This is a genomic window from Streptomyces sp. GQ60 (assembly GCF_059758875.1).
Map to the genome: position 1 here is coordinate 119,885 of NZ_JCAXEG010000012.1, position 16,028 is coordinate 135,912.

Genomic DNA, 16,028 nt, shown 5'->3' on the forward strand with positions numbered 1-16,028 from the left:
TGTCCTGTCGCGCCCAAGTGCCGGCACCGTCCGGATTACCTCTCCTCCACTCTTTCTTTCAACAAACTGTTGACGTCGAGTTCATGCCGAAATTAGGCTGTTCCGCATGACGGAAGACGGATTCCGTCAGCAGTTCCCCGTACGGAAGGTCACCATGTCGAAGCGCACGCTGACGACCGAGTCTGGCGCCCCGGTCGCCGACAACCAGAACTCCGCTACCGCCGGCGTCGGTGGCCCGCTCCTGGTCCAGGACCAGCAGCTCCTTGAGAAGCTCGCCCGCTTCAACCGCGAGCGCATCCCGGAGCGCGTGGTCCACGCCCGCGGCTCTGCCGCGTACGGCTACTTCGAGGTGACCGACGACGTCACGGCGTACACCAGCGCCGCGTTCCTGAACACGGTCGGCAAGAAGACCGAGACCTTCCTGCGGTTCTCCACCGTGGCCGACTCGCTGGGTGGCGCGGACGCGGTCCGCGACCCGCGCGGCTTCGCGCTGAAGTTCTACACCGAAGAGGGCAACTACGACCTCGTCGGCAACAACACCCCGGTGTTCTTCATCAAGGACCCGATCAAGTTCCCCGACTTCATCCACTCCCAGAAGCGCGACCCCTTCACGGGCAAGCAGGAAGCGGACAACGTCTGGGACTTCTGGGCGCACGCCCCCGAGGCGACGCACCAGATCACCTGGCTGATGGGTGACCGCGGCATCCCGGCGTCGTACCGCCACATGAACGGCTACGGCTCCCACACGTACCAGTGGACCAACGCGCAGGGCGAGGCCTTCTTCGTCAAGTACCACTTCAAGACGAACCAGGGCATCCGCTGCCTGTCGGGCGAGCAGGCCGCCGAGCTCGTCGGCTCCGACGCCAACTCGCACCAGACCGACCTGCTGCAGGCCATCGAGCGCGGTGTGAACCCGAGCTGGACCCTGTACGTCCAGGTCATGCCGGCCTCCGAGGCCGCGGACTACCGCTTCAACCCGTTCGACCTCACCAAGGTGTGGCCGCACAGCGACTACCCGCTGCAGCGCGTGGGCCGTCTGGTCCTCGACCGCAACCCGGACAACGTCTTCGCCGAGGTCGAGCAGGCCGCGTTCTCCCCGAACAACTTCGTCCCGGGCATCACCGCCTCGCCGGACAAGATGCTCCAGGGCCGCCTCTTCGCGTACGCCGACGCCCAGCGCTACCGCCTCGGTGTGAACCACACCCTGATCCCGGTCAACGCTCCGAAGGCGACGAAGGCCGACAACTACGGCCGCGACGGCGTCATGGCGCTGCGCAACGGCTCGCGCTACGACAAGAACTACGAGCCCAACTCGCACCAGGGTCCGGCCGAGACCGGTCTGGCGCTGGGCGCCCCGAAGGCCGTCTCCGGCTACACGGGCACCCACGAGGCTCCGGCCCACACCAAGGACGACGACTTCTTCCAGGCCGGTGAGCTCTACCGCCTGATGTCGGAGGCCGAGAAGCAGCGTCTGGTGGCGACCATCGCCGGCGGCCTGTCTCAGGTCACCCTCGAGGACGTCATCGAGAAGAACCTGGCTCACTTCCACGCCGCGGACGCCGACTACGGCAAGCGCGTCGAGGAGGCCGTCCGCGCCCTGCGCGACGCCTGAGCCCCAAGGCTGCGCCGGGATCCTGACGGGAGGTCAGGATCCGGGTGCTGAGCCCACACCGCGAACCCGGATGAGGGGTGGTACGCGGTGAGGGCAGGACGAGGACCGTGGCGAGCGTGCGAGCCAGTGCGGTGGTAATGGGTTCCGAGGCCCGTCTCTTGACCTGAGGGAGACGAAGCCGGAGTTCTCGTCGCCGTTCGCCACGGTCCCAGCCAAACCACTCCTCTATATACAGGGGACACGCACAGAGTCCCCTGCATATAGACGAGAACCTCCCCCACCCTCTCCGCCCGGCGGTGCGAACGTCCTGTCGCGCCAGCCTCGTACCGTCGGGCGGTAACAAGCGACACAAGCAACACACACTCAAAGAGCCGAGTCACGGACGGTCCCGTGACTCGGCTCTTCGGCATGCCCGGAGACCGCGAGCATCGTGTGCCGCGGTCTTCCAGAGCGCTCTTCTAGACGAGTTCCGCCGCCAGCAATGCGGCGGTCTCGGCCACCAGCAGGTGGTCGGCCGGGGCGTCTTCCTCGTGCTTGGCCGTCAGGACGGCCATCACGATGGGCGTGCCGTCCGGGGGCCAGGTGATGCCCGCGTCGTTGTTGCCCCCGTACCTCCCGCCGCCGGTCTTGTCGGCGAGAATCCAGTCGGCGGGGAGGCCCGCGCGGAATCTGTCGCCGCTGGTCGTGTTGGCGAGCAGCCAGCCGACGAGCCGCTCCCGGTCCCGGGGTACGAGTGCGTCACCGAGCGCGAGGTGCGCGTAGGTCCTGCCGATGGCGCGGGGGGTGGTGGTGTCGGTGACGCGCCACGGTTCTGCCGAGTTGAGTTCGGGCTCCCAGCGATCGAGCCGGGTCCTGCCGTCCCCGATCGAGCGGCAGAAGCGGGTGATGGCGGCCGGTCCCCCCAGTTCGCGGAGCAGCAGGTTTCCTGCGGTGTTGTCGCTGTGGCAGATGGCCGCGTCGCACAGTTGGGCGACGGTCATGCCGGCTTCGAGGTTCTCGGCCTTGCCGGTTTCCGGGGAGTAGCCCGACTTCTCTACGTACTCTGCGGCGTACCGGATGCGCTTGGCCAGGAACTCGCCGTCGCGGTCGAGGTCGCGCAACACGGCGGCGGCGGCGATCGTCTTGAACAGGGAGCACATCGGGAAGCGTTCGTCGGCCCGGTACGCCACCGTCCTGCCGGTGCGCATGTTGCGGGCGAAGACGCCGAGGCGGGCGGAGTGCTGCCGCTCAACCTCCCTCAGCCTTGAGGTGATGCCGTCCCCGGCGGGTAAGGCGTGCGCCGTTGCTCCGAGGGGCAGGGCGGCGGAGAGCGCCGCGCCGGCGCCGAGAGCGAGCACGGTGCGGCGGGACGGGCGTGGTCCTGGGGTGCGCAAGGTGTTCCCCTTCTGAGGCGGTCATGACGTACGTCGACGCACACGGCTGCCGGGCTGGATCCGCGACGGATGCGACACCCGCCAAGCGAGGCGCCCGGCTCATGGCGCTCCCGCCACCCTTGCGCGCCTCGTAGACGCATGCATGAGTACCCGTACTCAGCTTGCCGCTTAACCTCCGGCGCCCGACGGGACGGGTTCGATCCCGGTTACGAGGGTTACTTGGGCGGTCCATGACCAAGGCTCCAGGGGCGGATCCCAGGTCACCTCGACGTCGGTGTCGTGGACGTCGCGTGCGAGTTCCACCACCATGACTGCCGCAGCGGCTCGCGCGTCTTGCGGGGCGGTGTCGATCGGAATGTCCAGGCGCCCGCAGAGCATTCCGCCTTCCACGGGTTGGATCATGAAGCGCCAGCCCTCCGGCGTCGCCAGCAGACGATCCTCTTCGGAATCCCCCAGGCGTGCCGCTTCTTCTTCTCCTTCTTGCGTCTCACCATGCCGCTATCCAACATCACCGGGATCCTGGCCCCCGACGGACCCGGGCGGGGGTGTGCCTGTTCGGTTCCGCGGGTCGTTCCCGGGGACGTCGGAGGTTGCGGTCGGTGCGTAGGGGATCCCGTACGGAACGCGGAACGGCCCCCGTTCCTCCTGGAGGAGGGACGGGGGCCGTTCTGTGGTGCTGGACCAGCCTGAGGGGACTAGACGGGCAGCGTGTTGCGGAGCGCGGTCGGGGCGTGGCCCAGCTCGGTCGCGACCTCTTCGAACTCGGTGACGTCGCTCATGTCGACGGTCTTGCTCATCGAGATGTTGGTGATGCGCTCGAGGATGGCCTCGACGACGACCGGGACCTGGTGCTCCTGGGCCCACTTCTTGGCCGTCTCGAAGGCCTCGCCCAGCTTGTCCGGGTCGGTGACGCGGATCGCCTTGACGCCCAGGCCCTCGGCGACCTTGACGTGGTCGACACCGTAGACACCCAGCTCGGGGGTGTTGATGTTCTCGAATTCGAGGTTGACCTCGAAGTTGATGCCCAGGCCGCCCTGCGCCTGACGGATCAGGCCCAGGTAGGCGTTGTTCACGAGGACGTGAACGTAGGGGACCTTGTGCTGGGCGGCGACCGCCAGCTCCTCGATCATGAACTGGAAGTCGTAGTCGCCGGACAGCGCGACGATCGGGGTCTCCGGGTCCGCGGTGGCGGCACCGATCGCGGCCGGGATGGTCCAGCCGAGGGGGCCGGCCTGGCCGCAGTTGATCCAGTTGCGCGGCTTGTAGACGTGCAGCATCTGCGCACCGGCGATCTGGGACAGACCGATGGTGGTGACGTAGCGGGTCTCGGGGCCGAACGCCTTGTTCATCTCCTCGTAGACGCGCTGCGGCTTCATGGGGATGTTGTCGAAGTGCGTGCGGCGCAGCAGCGTCGCCTTGCGCTCCTGGGCGGAAGCGGCCCAGGCGCTGAAGTCGGGCAGCTTGCCCTCGGCCTTGAGCTCCTTGGCGATCTCGACGAAGAGCTCCAGGGCCGCCTTGGCGTCCGAGGCGATGCCGAAGTCCGGGGCGAAGATCTTGCCGATCTGGGTCGGCTCGATGTCGACGTGGACGAACTTGCGGCCCTTGGTGTAGGCGTCGAGGTTGTAACCGGTGTGACGGTTGGCCCAGCGGTTGCCGATGCCGAACACGAAGTCCGACTCCAGGAACGTGGCGTTGCCGTAGCGGTGCGAGGTCTGGACACCGACCATGCCGGCGGCCAGCTCGTGGTCGTCCGGGATGACGCCCCAGCCCATGAGGGTGGAGATGACCGGGACGTTCGTCAGCTCGGCGAACTCGACCAGCAGGTCGGACGCGTCGGCGTTGATGATGCCGCCACCGGCGACGATCAGCGGACGCTCGGAGTCGAGCAGGAACTGCAGGGCCTTGCGGGCCTGGGCGCGGGTGGCGCTCGGCTTGTAGACCGGCAGCGGCGAGTAGGTCTCGGGGTCGAACTCGATCTCGGTCAGCTGGACGTCGATCGGGAGGTCGATCAGGACCGGGCCCGGACGGCCGGAGCGCATCAGGTGGAAGGCCTCCTGGAACACGCCCGGAACCTGGGCGGCCTCCAGGACGGTCGTCGCCTTCTTGGTGACCGGCTTGGCGATCGAGGCGATGTCGACGGCCTGGAAGTCCTCCTTGTGGAGCTTCGAGACCGGAGCCTGACCGGTGATGCACAGGATCGGGATGGAGTCCGCGATCGCCGAGTACAGGCCGGTGATCATGTCGGTGCCGGCCGGGCCCGAGGTACCGATGCAGACGCCGATGTTGCCGGCCTTGGCGCGGGTGTAACCCTCGGCCATGTGCGAGGCGCCCTCGACGTGGCGGGCCAGGGTGTGCGCGATTCCGCCCACGTTCTTGAGCTCGCGGTAGAACGGGTTGATCGCAGCACCGGGGACACCGAACGCTTGTTCGACACCCTCGAGCTTGAGGATCTCCACTGCAGCGGCGGCGGCTGTCATACGAGGCATCGAGTTCTCCTGCGGGTCTGGCGGTCAGGCTTTTCCGTAATCCGGAAGTTTTGTTCTGCTATACGGAACAAGCTAAGCGGCGACTCCCCACAACGTCAAGGCGGTACGGCACCCCGGAACCCACCAAAAGCCGCCGATGGGGCGGTGAGTTGTACGAAAATCCAGTGGCCGACCGAAAATCGGGGGTCTGCCCGCCCCTCCGGTGGCAGATGGTGGACCATGGGCTTACGCACAGCGACGAAGAGCGACCAAGGGGGTCCGGTTCTCATGGCGGATGCGGTACCGGTGCGCTGCCCGGCGTGCCTGCGCGAGAACGGCTACGCCGTCCCGGTCTTCCCCTGCGCCTGCGGGAACCCGGTCACCCCTCCCCTGGACCTGACGTCACCGCCCCGGGAACTGACCCACCGCACCTGGACGCAGAGCTGGGTCGCGGTGCGGTGCGGGGCCTGCGGCCGGGAGAGCGAGTGGCCGCACCCGGAGGTCGGGTGCACCTCCTGCGGGACGGTGGTGCTGGTCCCGGTGCATCCGCTGGAGCCGGCGGGCGGGGTCGCGGGGGCACTCGGGGGCGGGGCCTTCGACGGGACCCCGGGCTGGGACGTACGTACTCCCCCTCGCGCGGGGGAGTCCCGCGGGCGGCCGGCGGCGCCCTCGGGGCCGGCCGCGGCGGCCGCGGCGTCCGGCCCGAGGGCCGATCCGGCGCACGGCCCGGCGCAGGACCCGTGGCACGCCCCGCCGCAGGGCCCGTCGCCCACCCCGGCCGACCCGTCCCCGGCCGACCCTGCCGTGCCCCGCCCGCCTTTCCGCCCCGTGACCATCCGTACCGCCCGGGACGCGGTGGTCACCGCCGCGCTGTACCTGCGCTGGCTCGGCTTCCAGGACGTGCGCCAGCCCGACGGGCGGCCGATCCCGTCGACGGCGGTGGACCTGCGGGCCCCCGGGCTGGTCGCCCAGGTGGACCCGACCACGGCCCCGGCCGGCCTGCGGGCGGTGGAGTGCGTCTGGCTGAACGGGCTCACCGCCTGCGCGACCAGCGTCTACTTCTCGCTCGCCGGATACACGGAAGACGCGCGCGCCCGCGCGGACGACCTCGGGATACCGCTCTTCGTCATGGACCTCACGGGCATGCCCCAGCCGGTCAACGACCCGGCGGAAGACCTGCTCGGCATGGGGGCCTAGGCTCGGGGGATATTGCGTGCTTCTGCCGAGGAGAGCTTGATGAGCCTGTACGACATCCCGCTGACCACCCTGTCCGACGAGCCCACCAGCCTCGCCGCGTACAAGGGCAAGGCGATCCTGCTCGTGAACACCGCCTCGCAGTGCGGCCTCACCCCCCAGTACTCGGGCCTGGCCCGTCTGCAGTTCAAGTACGAGGAGAAGGGCTTCACCGTCATCGGTGTGCCCTGCAACCAGTTCGGCGGCCAGGAGCCGGGCAACGCCGACGACATCCAGACCTTCTGCGCCGCCGGTTTCGGGGTCACCTTCCCGATGCTGGAGAAGTCCGAGGTCAACGGAGACGACCGCCACCCGCTCTACAAGGAGCTGGTGAAGGTCCCGGACGCCGAGGGCGAGGCCGGCGACATCACCTGGAACTTCGAGAAGTTCCTGATCTCCCCCGCCGGCGAGGTCGTGGCCCGTTTCCGCCCGCGCACCGAGCCCGAGGCCGCCGAGGTCATCGCGGCGATCGAGGCCCTGCTGCCGGCCTAGCACCACCCGAGGGCCGGTACGGGGCTGCGCGCGCAGCCCCGTACCGGCCCTCTGCCGTCTCCCCCGATCGCCCCGATCGCCCAGGTCGCCCAGGGGGAGGAGGTCAGTTCACCTGCCGCTCCAGACCCGACCAGTACGGCTCGCGGAGCTTGAACTTCTGGATCTTCCCGGTGGCCGTACGCGGGATGGTGGCGCGGAATTCGACCGTCGTCGGGGCCTTGTACCCGGCCAGCCGCTGCTTGCAGTGGGCGATGATCTCCGCCTCCTGGACGGCCTCTCCCTCGGCGAGGACCACGAGGGCCTTGATCGTCTCGCCCCACTTCTCGTGCGGCACGCCGATGACGGCGACTTCGGCGACCGCCGGATGGCTGAAGATCGCGTCCTCCACCTCGATCGAGGACACGTTCTCGCCGCCGGTGATGATCACGTCCTTCTTCCGGTCGGAGATCGTCAGATGGCCGTCGGCCTCGTCGACCGTGCCCCCGTCCCCCGTGTGGAACCAGCCGTCCTTCAGGGCTGCCGCGGTCTCCTCCGGCTTGTCCCAGTACCCCTCCAGTACGACGTTCGACCTGGCCAGCACCTCGCCGTCCTCGGAGACCCGCAGCTTGACCCCGAGCGCGGGCAGCCCCGCGCGCGACAGCCTGTACGCCCGTTCCGCGGCCGGCAGCTCCGCGTCGGCGGGCCGGGTCCGGTTGAAGGTGAGCAGCGGCGAGGTCTCGGTCAGGCCGTAGATCTGCGTGAACTCCCAGCCCAGCTCCTCGCCCATCCGCTGGATCGTCCGGCTCGGCGGCGGGGCGCCCGCGCAGACGACGCGGACCCGGTCGCGGCCCGGGATCTCGCCCTCCCAGCTCGCCGCCGCGTCCAGCACGGTGTTCCACACGGCGGGCGCACCGCACATCAGCGTGACGCCGTGCTCCTCGACCCGGCGCAGGATCTCGGCGCCGTCGACCTTGCGCAGCACGACCTGCTTGACGCCGAGCCCGGCCATCACGAAGGGCATGCCCCAGCCGTTGCAGTGGAACATCGGCAGCGTGTGCATGTAGACGTCACGCTCCCAGACCCGGGTGTGCAGGCCGAAGGTGAGGCCGTTCACCCAGATGTTGCGGTGGGTCAGCTGGACCCCCTTGGGGCGGGCCGTGGTCCCCGAGGTGTAGTTGATCGTCGCCGTCGCGTCCTCGTCCGGATGCGACCAGGGGCGCGGCTCCACCCCGAAGCGCATCAGCTCCGCATCCGTCTGCGGTCCGAGGACGAAGCGGTGGCGGGCCGTGACGGCCGACAGCGGCTCGTCCAGTTCCGGGTCGACGAGCAGCACCGAGGCCCCGCTCTGCCGGACCACGTACGCGACCTCCTCCGGCTGGAGCCGGAAGTTGACCGGTACGCAGACGCGCCCGCTCATCGGCACCGCGAAGAGCAGCTCCAGGAGCCGGGCGGAGTTGTGGCTGACCACCGCCACGCGCTCGCCCTCGCCGACCCCCAGCGCGTCGAATCCCGCCTGCCAGGCCCGTACGCGCTCGCCGAGCATTCCGTAGGTCGAATCGGGGACCGGTGGACCGGGCTGATCCGGCTCGTCCACCACGCCCGGGCTGGACGAGAACCCCAGCTCCGCGCGGTCGAGGAAGTCCGTGACGGTCATGGGAATCCGCATTGCTCTCTCCTAGGTCCCGAATCCCGAACAGCTGCCTGGATGACGCGCCGCGTCCCGTCGGTCGTCGAGCGGCCCGCCACGAACGAGAACGATCGCGGGTGATCTCGGTCGTGCCAGGCATCGTGCCGTGTCCGGCGTACGGGCCACCAGAGCGCGGGCGCGGCGGGCCGCTTCGCCCGCCCCGCCCGTCGGCCCGGCCCGCAGGACCTCCCGGCCCGCCCGACCTAACCCATCAGCCGCGGATGGGCCCGAAGCGGACGGAGCCGGAGCCACCCGAGCGGCGGCCCTCCCCCGCACTGCCGCTGTCCCCCATGGCGGCGACAAGCGCCTCCCCCTCGGCCACGATTTCCGCCTTGCCGGATGCGGAGGCGTCGGCGAACAGCTCGACGGTGAGCGTCCCGCCGTCCAGCTTCCAGAGGCCGGCGAGGAAGCCGTCGAGGAGCAGCGTGCAGTGGGCCTGGTTCCCGGACCAGGTACTCCCCTTCAGCTCGGGCGCGATCACCCGCGAGCGGTCGGCATGGGAGAGGAGCAGGTTGTCGAACTCGGGAAGGAAGCGGGGCGGCGCGGGCTGCTCGGCATCGGGGCGGGGCCCGTCGGGCAGGTCGAAGAGCTCGACGCCGTTCTCGTCCTGGAACACCTCCAGGACCGGCCTGAGCCGCTCGAAGGCCTCGCGCAGCCGGGTGAGCCCGGCCCACGTCTGCATGTCCTTGACCGAGGCGGGCCCGAAGGCCCCGAGGTACCGCAGAACAACCTCATCGATCCCCCGCCCCTCCCCACCAGGCACTCCCCCCTCTCCTCCAACCCACTCGCTCAAGGTGGTGAGGCGGACCTGCCCGCTCTTCCCCCACACCCCGCGCGGGGTGACCTGGACGAGTGGCAGCCGGCAGCGCGCGGCGACGGACAGCGACTGCGGGTCGGCTCCGGGCCACTCCTTGAGCAGTTCCTCCCGTATCTCCGCCATGGTCCGCGGCTCCGCCTCCACGAACGCCCGCGCACGCTCGGCGAGCCTGTCCAGGTCCACTCCGACCAGGCCCTTGCGGAAGTAGTTGACCTCCCGGTCGCGGGCGGGCTGGACGAGGGGGCGCAGGGTGAGCGCGTCGTGGACGGTGTGGGTGTGGATGGTGGACCTCATGGTGACCATCCGGACCACCTGCCGGGACTCCATCAGCCCGGCGAGCTCGGCCGGCTCGAATCCGGCGAGGCGGGCGTGGAGCTGGAAGTAGGGCGACTTCACGTTCTGGGCCTGCAGTCCCAACAGGTGCCGCGTGGCGTCCTGCGCGGACATCTCGGTGCGGGTCAGGAGCAGCTGACGGGCGAGCGTGGCACGGTTCAGCGCACGGGTGTCGAGTACGGGACGCGTCGTCTTGGAGGCCATGACTGCAACGTAGCGGCCTATGCGGACACCTTCTGTCCGCAACTCCGGACCGGTCACACCCACGCGCACGGACCCGTTTGAACCCCGGCTTCCTTTCACCCGGATATCCTGCCCCTTGCCCGTAAACACCCGTTCGACCGGGAGCTGACCTGCGATGTCGGAGCGTCCAGACCGCCGCCCCTCGCCCCCGTCCGCCTCCGCGCCGGTGCCCGCGAAGCGCGCGGGATGGCGGCGCCCGGCCGCCCCTCCCTCCGCTCCCCCGGCCACACCCCCACGGGCGCCGAAGCCGCCCCCGCCGGCCCCCACCCCCGCGGACCACCGCAGCGTGATCGACTCCGCGGTCTACCGCGACGGAGTCCGGGTCGCCTCCCCCACCACCCTCGCCGACACCTTCCGCCAACTCCGCGAACAGCCCGACGGCATGGCCTGGATCGGCCTGCACCGCCCAACCGAACCCGAACTCCACTCCCTGGCCGACGAGTTCAACCTCCACCCGCTCTCCATCGAAGACGCCCTGGAAGCCCACCAGCGCCCCAAGCTGGAGCGCTACGGGGACACCCTCTTCGTCGTCCTGCGGGCCGCCCGCTACCTGGACGCGCTGGAGGAGGTCGACTTCGGCGAGCTCCACATCTTCGTCGGCCCCGACTTCCTGATCACGGTCCGCCACGGCGCGGCCCCGGACCTCTCGGCGGTCCGCCGCCGCATGGAGGAGTCCCCCGAACTCCTCTCCCTCGGACCGGAGGCCGCCCTGTACGCCATCCTCGACGCGGTGGTCGACGGCTACGCCCCGGTCGTCGAGGGTGTCCAGATCGACATGGACGAGATCGAGACCGAGGTCTTCAGCGGCGACCCGGAGGTCTCCCGCCGCATCTACGAACTCTCCCGGGAAATGGTCGAGTTCCAACGCGCCACCCGCCCCCTGGTCGGCATGCTCCACAGCCTGATGGCCGGCTTCGCGAAGTACGGCACGGACGAGGAACTCCAGCGCTACCTCCGCGACGTAGCCGACCACGTCACGCACACCAGCGAGCGAGTCGACGGCTTCCGCCAGGCCCTGACCGAAATCCTGACGGTCAACGCCACCCTGGTCTCCCAACAACAGAACGCCGAAATGCGCGCCTTGGCCGAGGCCGGCTTCGAACAGAACGAGGAGATCAAGAAGATCTCCTCGTGGGCCGCCATCTTGTTTGCTCCCACACTCGTGGGAACCATCTACGGCATGAACTTCGAAACGATGCCGGAACTCCAGTGGGCGGCGGGCTACCCCTTCGCGATCCTGCTGATGGCAGTGGTCTGCGTCAGCCTGTACGTCATCTTCAAGAAGCGCGACTGGCTGTAGACGGCAGGCAAGAGCCTCTGGTCGAGTTCGCTACAGCGAACGCCTCCGAGGGGCCAATCCGGGGCCCTGGGGAGAATCTGGGGAGAATGCGCAGTGCCAAGGAGCGAGCCGTGCCCCTCCCACCTGGTGCTCCACGCGTTCCGTGCGCTTCAGCTTGGGTCGGACAGCCGCCGTTGACCGTCACCGAGAGTGCTGGCGAACACCATGCCAGCGCTTCCCTGGTGGCTGCCGACCGACCCGCAGAGCATCCAACACACCAGCGCGCCCTGGACCATCTCCATCGGCTCCTGCGAGTGTCGAGTCACCAAGGGCAATGCGGCTCCCGTCGCCCCTGGGCAGCGCCAAAACAAGCGATCGCTGAGGAAGTTCCTCAACGACCGTCTCGGAGACTTCGTGCTGGTAAGCCATACGGCTGCCCAACGGGCCTGCAATGCTTCTCGGATGACCAGCAAGAGCAGGGGGCGTAGCAAGCGGGTCCAGCCCCCCGTGCCCGTGCAGCAGAGCGAACCGAACAGCGGAGCTGGCGAGGCTTTGTGGGTGTCGACGCGTTCGGGAGCACGCGCCGGCCGTGGGTTCCACTATCAAGACGCTGTGGGGGCGTGGCTGTGCGGCCGTGTTCTGTCCGGTGCCCTCGACTCCGATCTCATCGTCCCGGAGGGCCTGGAAGACCTCTCGTGTGATGGACCGACACCCTGGCACGTCCAGGTGAAGTCCCGCCAGGAACGGATCGGCGACTTCACCGCACCCGAGGTCGCCGAGCACCTCGTCGCCATGGCCCTGGCGCACGCGAAGCGTGTACAGGCTCGACTGGAGGGTCGGCCCCTTCTTGTCCTCGAGCGGCCGGTTGAAGGGGAATGGTTCATCCAGTGGGGCGACCCCTTGAGTGACCTGCCGCGAGGCCACCGGTTGCTACAGGCATTCAACGCGAAGGCCTCGAAGGCCGGCCTGACCAAAGATGAAATCGACGCATGGTGCAATGCCGCCAGTCTCTACGTCTTGCCATGGCGTGCCGCCGCCGACGACACCCGCACCGCTGTAGCCCAACGGCTCGGGCTGCTGCCGGTAGCTGCGGAGGCAGTCGTGCTGGCCCTGCGCAGCGCCGTCGCAAGACGGGCCGATGCCAACGCTGAGACGACCCTGTCGGGAGCGGCAGGACTGAGTCGAACGAACATTGCAGGGATTGCGACCGAGGTCGCGGAAACCATCGACCGTGCGTCGCTGGAGGAGGCACTGGCCACGGGCCTCTGCGAGCCTGTCGACTTCGACCGTCCGCTCCAGGCCGCCGGCTTCCACGAAGGCGTCAACGTGCAGCCCGGCCACATCGCTGCCGGGCTTCCGGCCCCCAGGCCTGTCCTGACCGGGCGGGTGGCGGATGCGATCCATCGGGGGCAGAGCGTCCTCGTGACCGGCCCGTCGGGCATCGGCAAGTCCGCCGTGATGTGGACGGCTGCCTACGTGACCAGACACGTGCTCTGGTACCGCATCAGGCGGCTCCAGCCGGACGACGCCGTCCCGCTCGTAAGGCTGGCGAAGGCGTTGCAACCCTCGGCCCGCTCTCCGATCGGATTCGTGGTGGACGGCGTCGGTGTCGGAGCGGCCGAGGCATGGGATGTCCTCTACCGCGAGCTCGCCCCGATCCCCGGTGTCCTGCTCCTGGGCTCGGTCCGGAGCGAGGACCTTCTGCCCCTCCGAAGCCGAGTCGACTGTACCCAGATCGAGGTGACCCTCGATGAGGAGGTCGCGGAGCAGATCCACACCGGGCTGTCGGCTACCGGCACCACGGCTGCCGCGCACTGGCGGGAAGCGTACGACGCGGCAAACGGACTGACCCTGGAATTCACGCACCTACTCACCCGCGGACGAAGGCTCTCGGATGTCCTGTCGGAGCAGGTCGAGCGGCGCGTTGCCGAAGGGCGGCAGGCAGAGATCGAGATCCTGGCCAGGATCTCGATCGCCCACCAGTGGGGCGTCGACCTGCCCGTGCGGGCACTTCAGCAACAGCTGGGCCTTGGAGACACGGACCTTCGCATGGCGTTGTCCCGCCTTGCCGATGAGCATCTCGTCCACGAGCGGCACGGGCTCCTGTCCGGGCTGCACCAACTGCGCTCGGCGCATCTGGCCGACGCCGTACACGCGATTCCGCCGCCGATCTTGGACGAGACCGTACTCGCGGTGATGCGCATACTGACGGACTCACAGCTTCAGCCGTTCATCGCCGGCGTCCTCACCGAACACCCCGTGCTGGATCCCGTCGTACTGGACCAGCTCGCGGTCGAACTCGGCCAGCGCCCCTCCGGGAAGGCGACCACCGGCGTTCTGCAGGCTCTACGGCTGGTCGACGTCAACCGCACTGCGGCCGACTGGCTCCGGACCCTCGACCGACACCGGATCCCGCCCGCGTTGCGCCGCACCACCCTTCAGTTCGCGCTCGTGGACGGGGACCTGCTGCCGCAGCTCAAACCCGAGATCGCCGCGGCCATCACCGAGATCCGAGCGGCGGATACCTCCGGTTCGCCGCTGCGCGACGCGCTCGTGGAACGGCTCGGCAATGCAGCGATCAGTCTCCTCCTGTCCCAGTGCGGGGAGCCCGTCGAATCCCAGCGGTTGCTCGCCGTCCTTGCCGGGACTGGTCTGGATCTGGCGGGTGGGCCGAAGGTGCTCGCCGATTCGCCATTCGGGCAGCTACTCGTCGGCACACCGGTCGATCTCCTGGGGGACATCCTCTCCACAGCCCGGACCGCATCGGTGGCCCTGGCCGAACAGCTCTTGCAACTCGCAGGCGGGGAGGAACGTGTGCTGGACAGCGTCGCGGCCCGTTCACCGTGGGTCACTGAGGCGTCCGTCGTCGATCGCGAGGGCGGCCAGGTCGCATACGCCCGTCTCCTCCACGTGTCGGACCAGGCACGACCGGACGCCGAACAGGAGGTCAGGGAGCTCGGGCGGATGCTGCTGCGCTGCCTTCCACAGTGCGAGAGTGCCGACATCCAAAATCTGCTACCCGGTGGGCTGCCGCTGACCTTTGGTGACTTCACCAGCGGGGTCAGCCTTCTGAAGCGGCAATACGACAGATCGCCCGCCACGGTGGCGTGGACTCGTACCCGCACACTGATCGGTGCAACGGTGGCTGGCCATACCGACTGGACCACCCGCACCGCAACCGCAGCCTCTTCACTCCCCGTGCTCCACCAATACCTGACGGATCTGACCCAGGCCTGGTGCGTCGGTCGCGGTCGACCCAAAGAGGTCGAAGGCCTACGCACGACGCAGGCAGCGCTACTGGACTGGGCCGCGTCACTGACGCTCCCCGTCGACACTTCGTTCCTGTCCACGCTGCCCGTCGGCGACGACGTTCCAGGAGGTGGAAGCGACCACCTGCAACACCTGGTGAACGGGATCGCCGAGAACCTCACGCGAAGGCTCGCCGACCCCAACGGGTATGCAGCGCTCGCCAGCTACGTCGGCGACAGCCTGCCAAGCCTCGCCACGCAGGTGCGGGATGAGGAGCGCTGGCACCTCATCGGCCAGGACCCTCCGGATGTCCTCGATCACCTCGTGGGGAACCTCGCAGACCTGCATGCCGTTCTGGCCGAACTCGCCTGGGGCACCCTCGGACACAAGGAGCTCAGGGCCGCGGCGCGATCAGGACCATCCGCGCAGGCACTCTCTCGGGCAGCAGATCTTGCCCGCCGAGCCGCCGGCGCACGAGCAGAGGCCCTGCCCCTGAAACTCCAGTCCAGCGCCAGGGCAGCAGGGATCCGCATCAGCGTGTACACCAGACCTGTCTCAGACGCGGACTCAACGGAGTGGCCTGCCGCGGAACTTGCGGTGGGTGTGGAGCTCGCCGAACTCACTCAGTGGCCGACGGCAGTGGAACAGCTGTGCTCGCTGCTGAAGCACGATCCCGGCTCCCAGGGCAGCCGTAGGGCCGTCCTGCTCGTTCCCTTTGTCGACGGCAAGCCAGTCAGACTCATGGCGCAACAACTTCAGACGACCCTGTGGCCCGGGACCGGCCTCTTCGACGCTTGGAGCACCGAGCTTCCTGAAGGACACCCGACCCCACTCACCGACGCTGCCATCGACGCCCACCAGGCCCTCCAATGCCTCTCCGGGCTGGCTCACCTCGCGACGCTCAGGGACACAGACGCGAGGCACCAGAGCACCGCCGACGAGGCGGTGGCGCAGTTCCAACAGGCACGCAGCGTGGTTGGTGGACTACGCCAGGGGGATCCGGTCATCGCTGCGATCCTCGACTTCCTCGACACCCTCGCTCGTCGGGTGGAGAGAGAGATCGCCGAGGGCCCTGGCTTCCAGGACTCTGGCGTGGCGAACCTCGCTAGCGCCATCGCCCAAGGGGCGACCGCGCATCCAACAGAGGACTACCTCCAGCTGGACGGCATGACGGCCATCACCCTGCAATGGGACCTCGACCCCGACCATGCGGCGCGTCTCCTCGCTGCGACCGACGGTTGAGGGCATCGGCGGGTCGAGGTGGTT

The 16,028-nt window shown here is 68.9% G+C and carries 9 protein-coding genes; 5 read left to right on the plus strand and 4 right to left on the minus strand.

Annotation, left to right across the window (positions count from 1 at the left end):
* The first annotated feature begins 154 nt into the window (after positions 1–154).
* On the plus strand, positions 155–1,612 hold the full coding sequence (locus AC6CKD_RS26990) for a catalase (protein WP_498330788.1): 1,458 nt from the start codon (positions 155–157) through the stop codon (positions 1,610–1,612).
* 458 nt (positions 1,613–2,070) lie between these two features.
* Here AC6CKD_RS26990 and bla read toward each other — a convergent pair whose 3' ends face one another.
* Together bla and gcl are read right to left on the minus strand one after the other, a co-directional pair.
* Positions 2,071–2,985 carry a class A beta-lactamase gene (gene bla / locus AC6CKD_RS26995; protein ID WP_498330667.1) on the minus strand — a complete coding sequence of 305 codons (915 nt, stop codon included), beginning with the start codon at positions 2,983–2,985 and terminating at the stop codon, positions 2,071–2,073.
* A 695-nt stretch (positions 2,986–3,680) separates the two neighbouring features.
* A complete protein-coding gene (gene gcl / locus AC6CKD_RS27000) occupies positions 3,681–5,462 on the minus strand; it encodes a glyoxylate carboligase (protein WP_498330790.1) in 1,782 nt (593 codons plus the stop codon).
* A 276-nt stretch (positions 5,463–5,738) separates the two neighbouring features.
* Here gcl and AC6CKD_RS27005 point away from each other — a divergent pair, with 276 nt between their 5' ends.
* Positions 5,739–6,647 (plus strand): hypothetical protein, encoded by a 909-nt coding sequence (locus tag AC6CKD_RS27005; protein ID WP_498330669.1) that lies wholly within the window; start codon positions 5,739–5,741, stop codon positions 6,645–6,647.
* Positions 6,648–6,686: 39 nt separating this feature from the next.
* On the plus strand, positions 6,687–7,175 hold the full coding sequence (locus AC6CKD_RS27010) for a glutathione peroxidase (RefSeq protein ID WP_478688332.1): 489 nt from the start codon (positions 6,687–6,689) through the stop codon (positions 7,173–7,175).
* A gap of 103 nt (positions 7,176–7,278) precedes the next feature.
* Here AC6CKD_RS27010 and AC6CKD_RS27015 read toward each other — a convergent pair whose 3' ends face one another.
* Together AC6CKD_RS27015 and AC6CKD_RS27020 are read right to left on the minus strand one after the other, a co-directional pair.
* The gene (locus AC6CKD_RS27015; protein WP_498330671.1) at positions 7,279–8,820 is read right to left on the minus strand and encodes an AMP-binding protein; all 1,542 of its coding nucleotides are present in this window, start codon (positions 8,818–8,820) and stop codon (positions 7,279–7,281) included.
* A 232-nt stretch (positions 8,821–9,052) separates the two neighbouring features.
* Positions 9,053–10,195, minus strand: a complete 1,143-nt coding sequence (locus AC6CKD_RS27020) for a winged helix DNA-binding domain-containing protein (protein ID WP_498330673.1) — start codon at positions 10,193–10,195, stop codon at positions 9,053–9,055.
* Between the two features lie 154 nt (positions 10,196–10,349).
* Between AC6CKD_RS27020 and AC6CKD_RS27025 the strand changes: the two genes are divergently transcribed.
* Positions 10,350–11,534, plus strand: coding sequence for a magnesium and cobalt transport protein CorA (locus AC6CKD_RS27025; RefSeq protein ID WP_498330675.1), 1,185 nt, complete (start codon positions 10,350–10,352; stop codon positions 11,532–11,534).
* A 189-nt stretch (positions 11,535–11,723) separates the two neighbouring features.
* The gene (locus AC6CKD_RS27030) at positions 11,724–16,004 is read left to right on the plus strand and encodes a hypothetical protein (RefSeq protein WP_498330677.1); all 4,281 of its coding nucleotides are present in this window, start codon (positions 11,724–11,726) and stop codon (positions 16,002–16,004) included.
* Positions 16,005–16,028: the final 24 nt, after the last annotated feature.

What these genes read in the sequence shown, in the direction of transcription:
- AC6CKD_RS26990 (WP_498330788.1), top strand. Translation starts at nt 155, where the DNA reads ATGTCGAAGCGCACGCTGACGACCGAGTCTGGCGCCCCGGTCGCCGAC.
- gcl (WP_498330790.1), bottom strand. Translation starts at nt 5,462, where the DNA reads ATGACAGCCGCCGCCGCTGCAGTGGAGATCCTCAAGCTCGAGGGTGTC.
- AC6CKD_RS27005 (WP_498330669.1), top strand. Translation starts at nt 5,739, where the DNA reads ATGGCGGATGCGGTACCGGTGCGCTGCCCGGCGTGCCTGCGCGAGAAC.
- AC6CKD_RS27010 (WP_478688332.1), top strand. Translation starts at nt 6,687, where the DNA reads ATGAGCCTGTACGACATCCCGCTGACCACCCTGTCCGACGAGCCCACC.
- AC6CKD_RS27015 (WP_498330671.1), bottom strand. Translation starts at nt 8,820, where the DNA reads ATGCGGATTCCCATGACCGTCACGGACTTCCTCGACCGCGCGGAGCTG.
- AC6CKD_RS27020 (WP_498330673.1), bottom strand. Translation starts at nt 10,195, where the DNA reads ATGGCCTCCAAGACGACGCGTCCCGTACTCGACACCCGTGCGCTGAAC.
- AC6CKD_RS27025 (WP_498330675.1), top strand. Translation starts at nt 10,350, where the DNA reads ATGTCGGAGCGTCCAGACCGCCGCCCCTCGCCCCCGTCCGCCTCCGCG.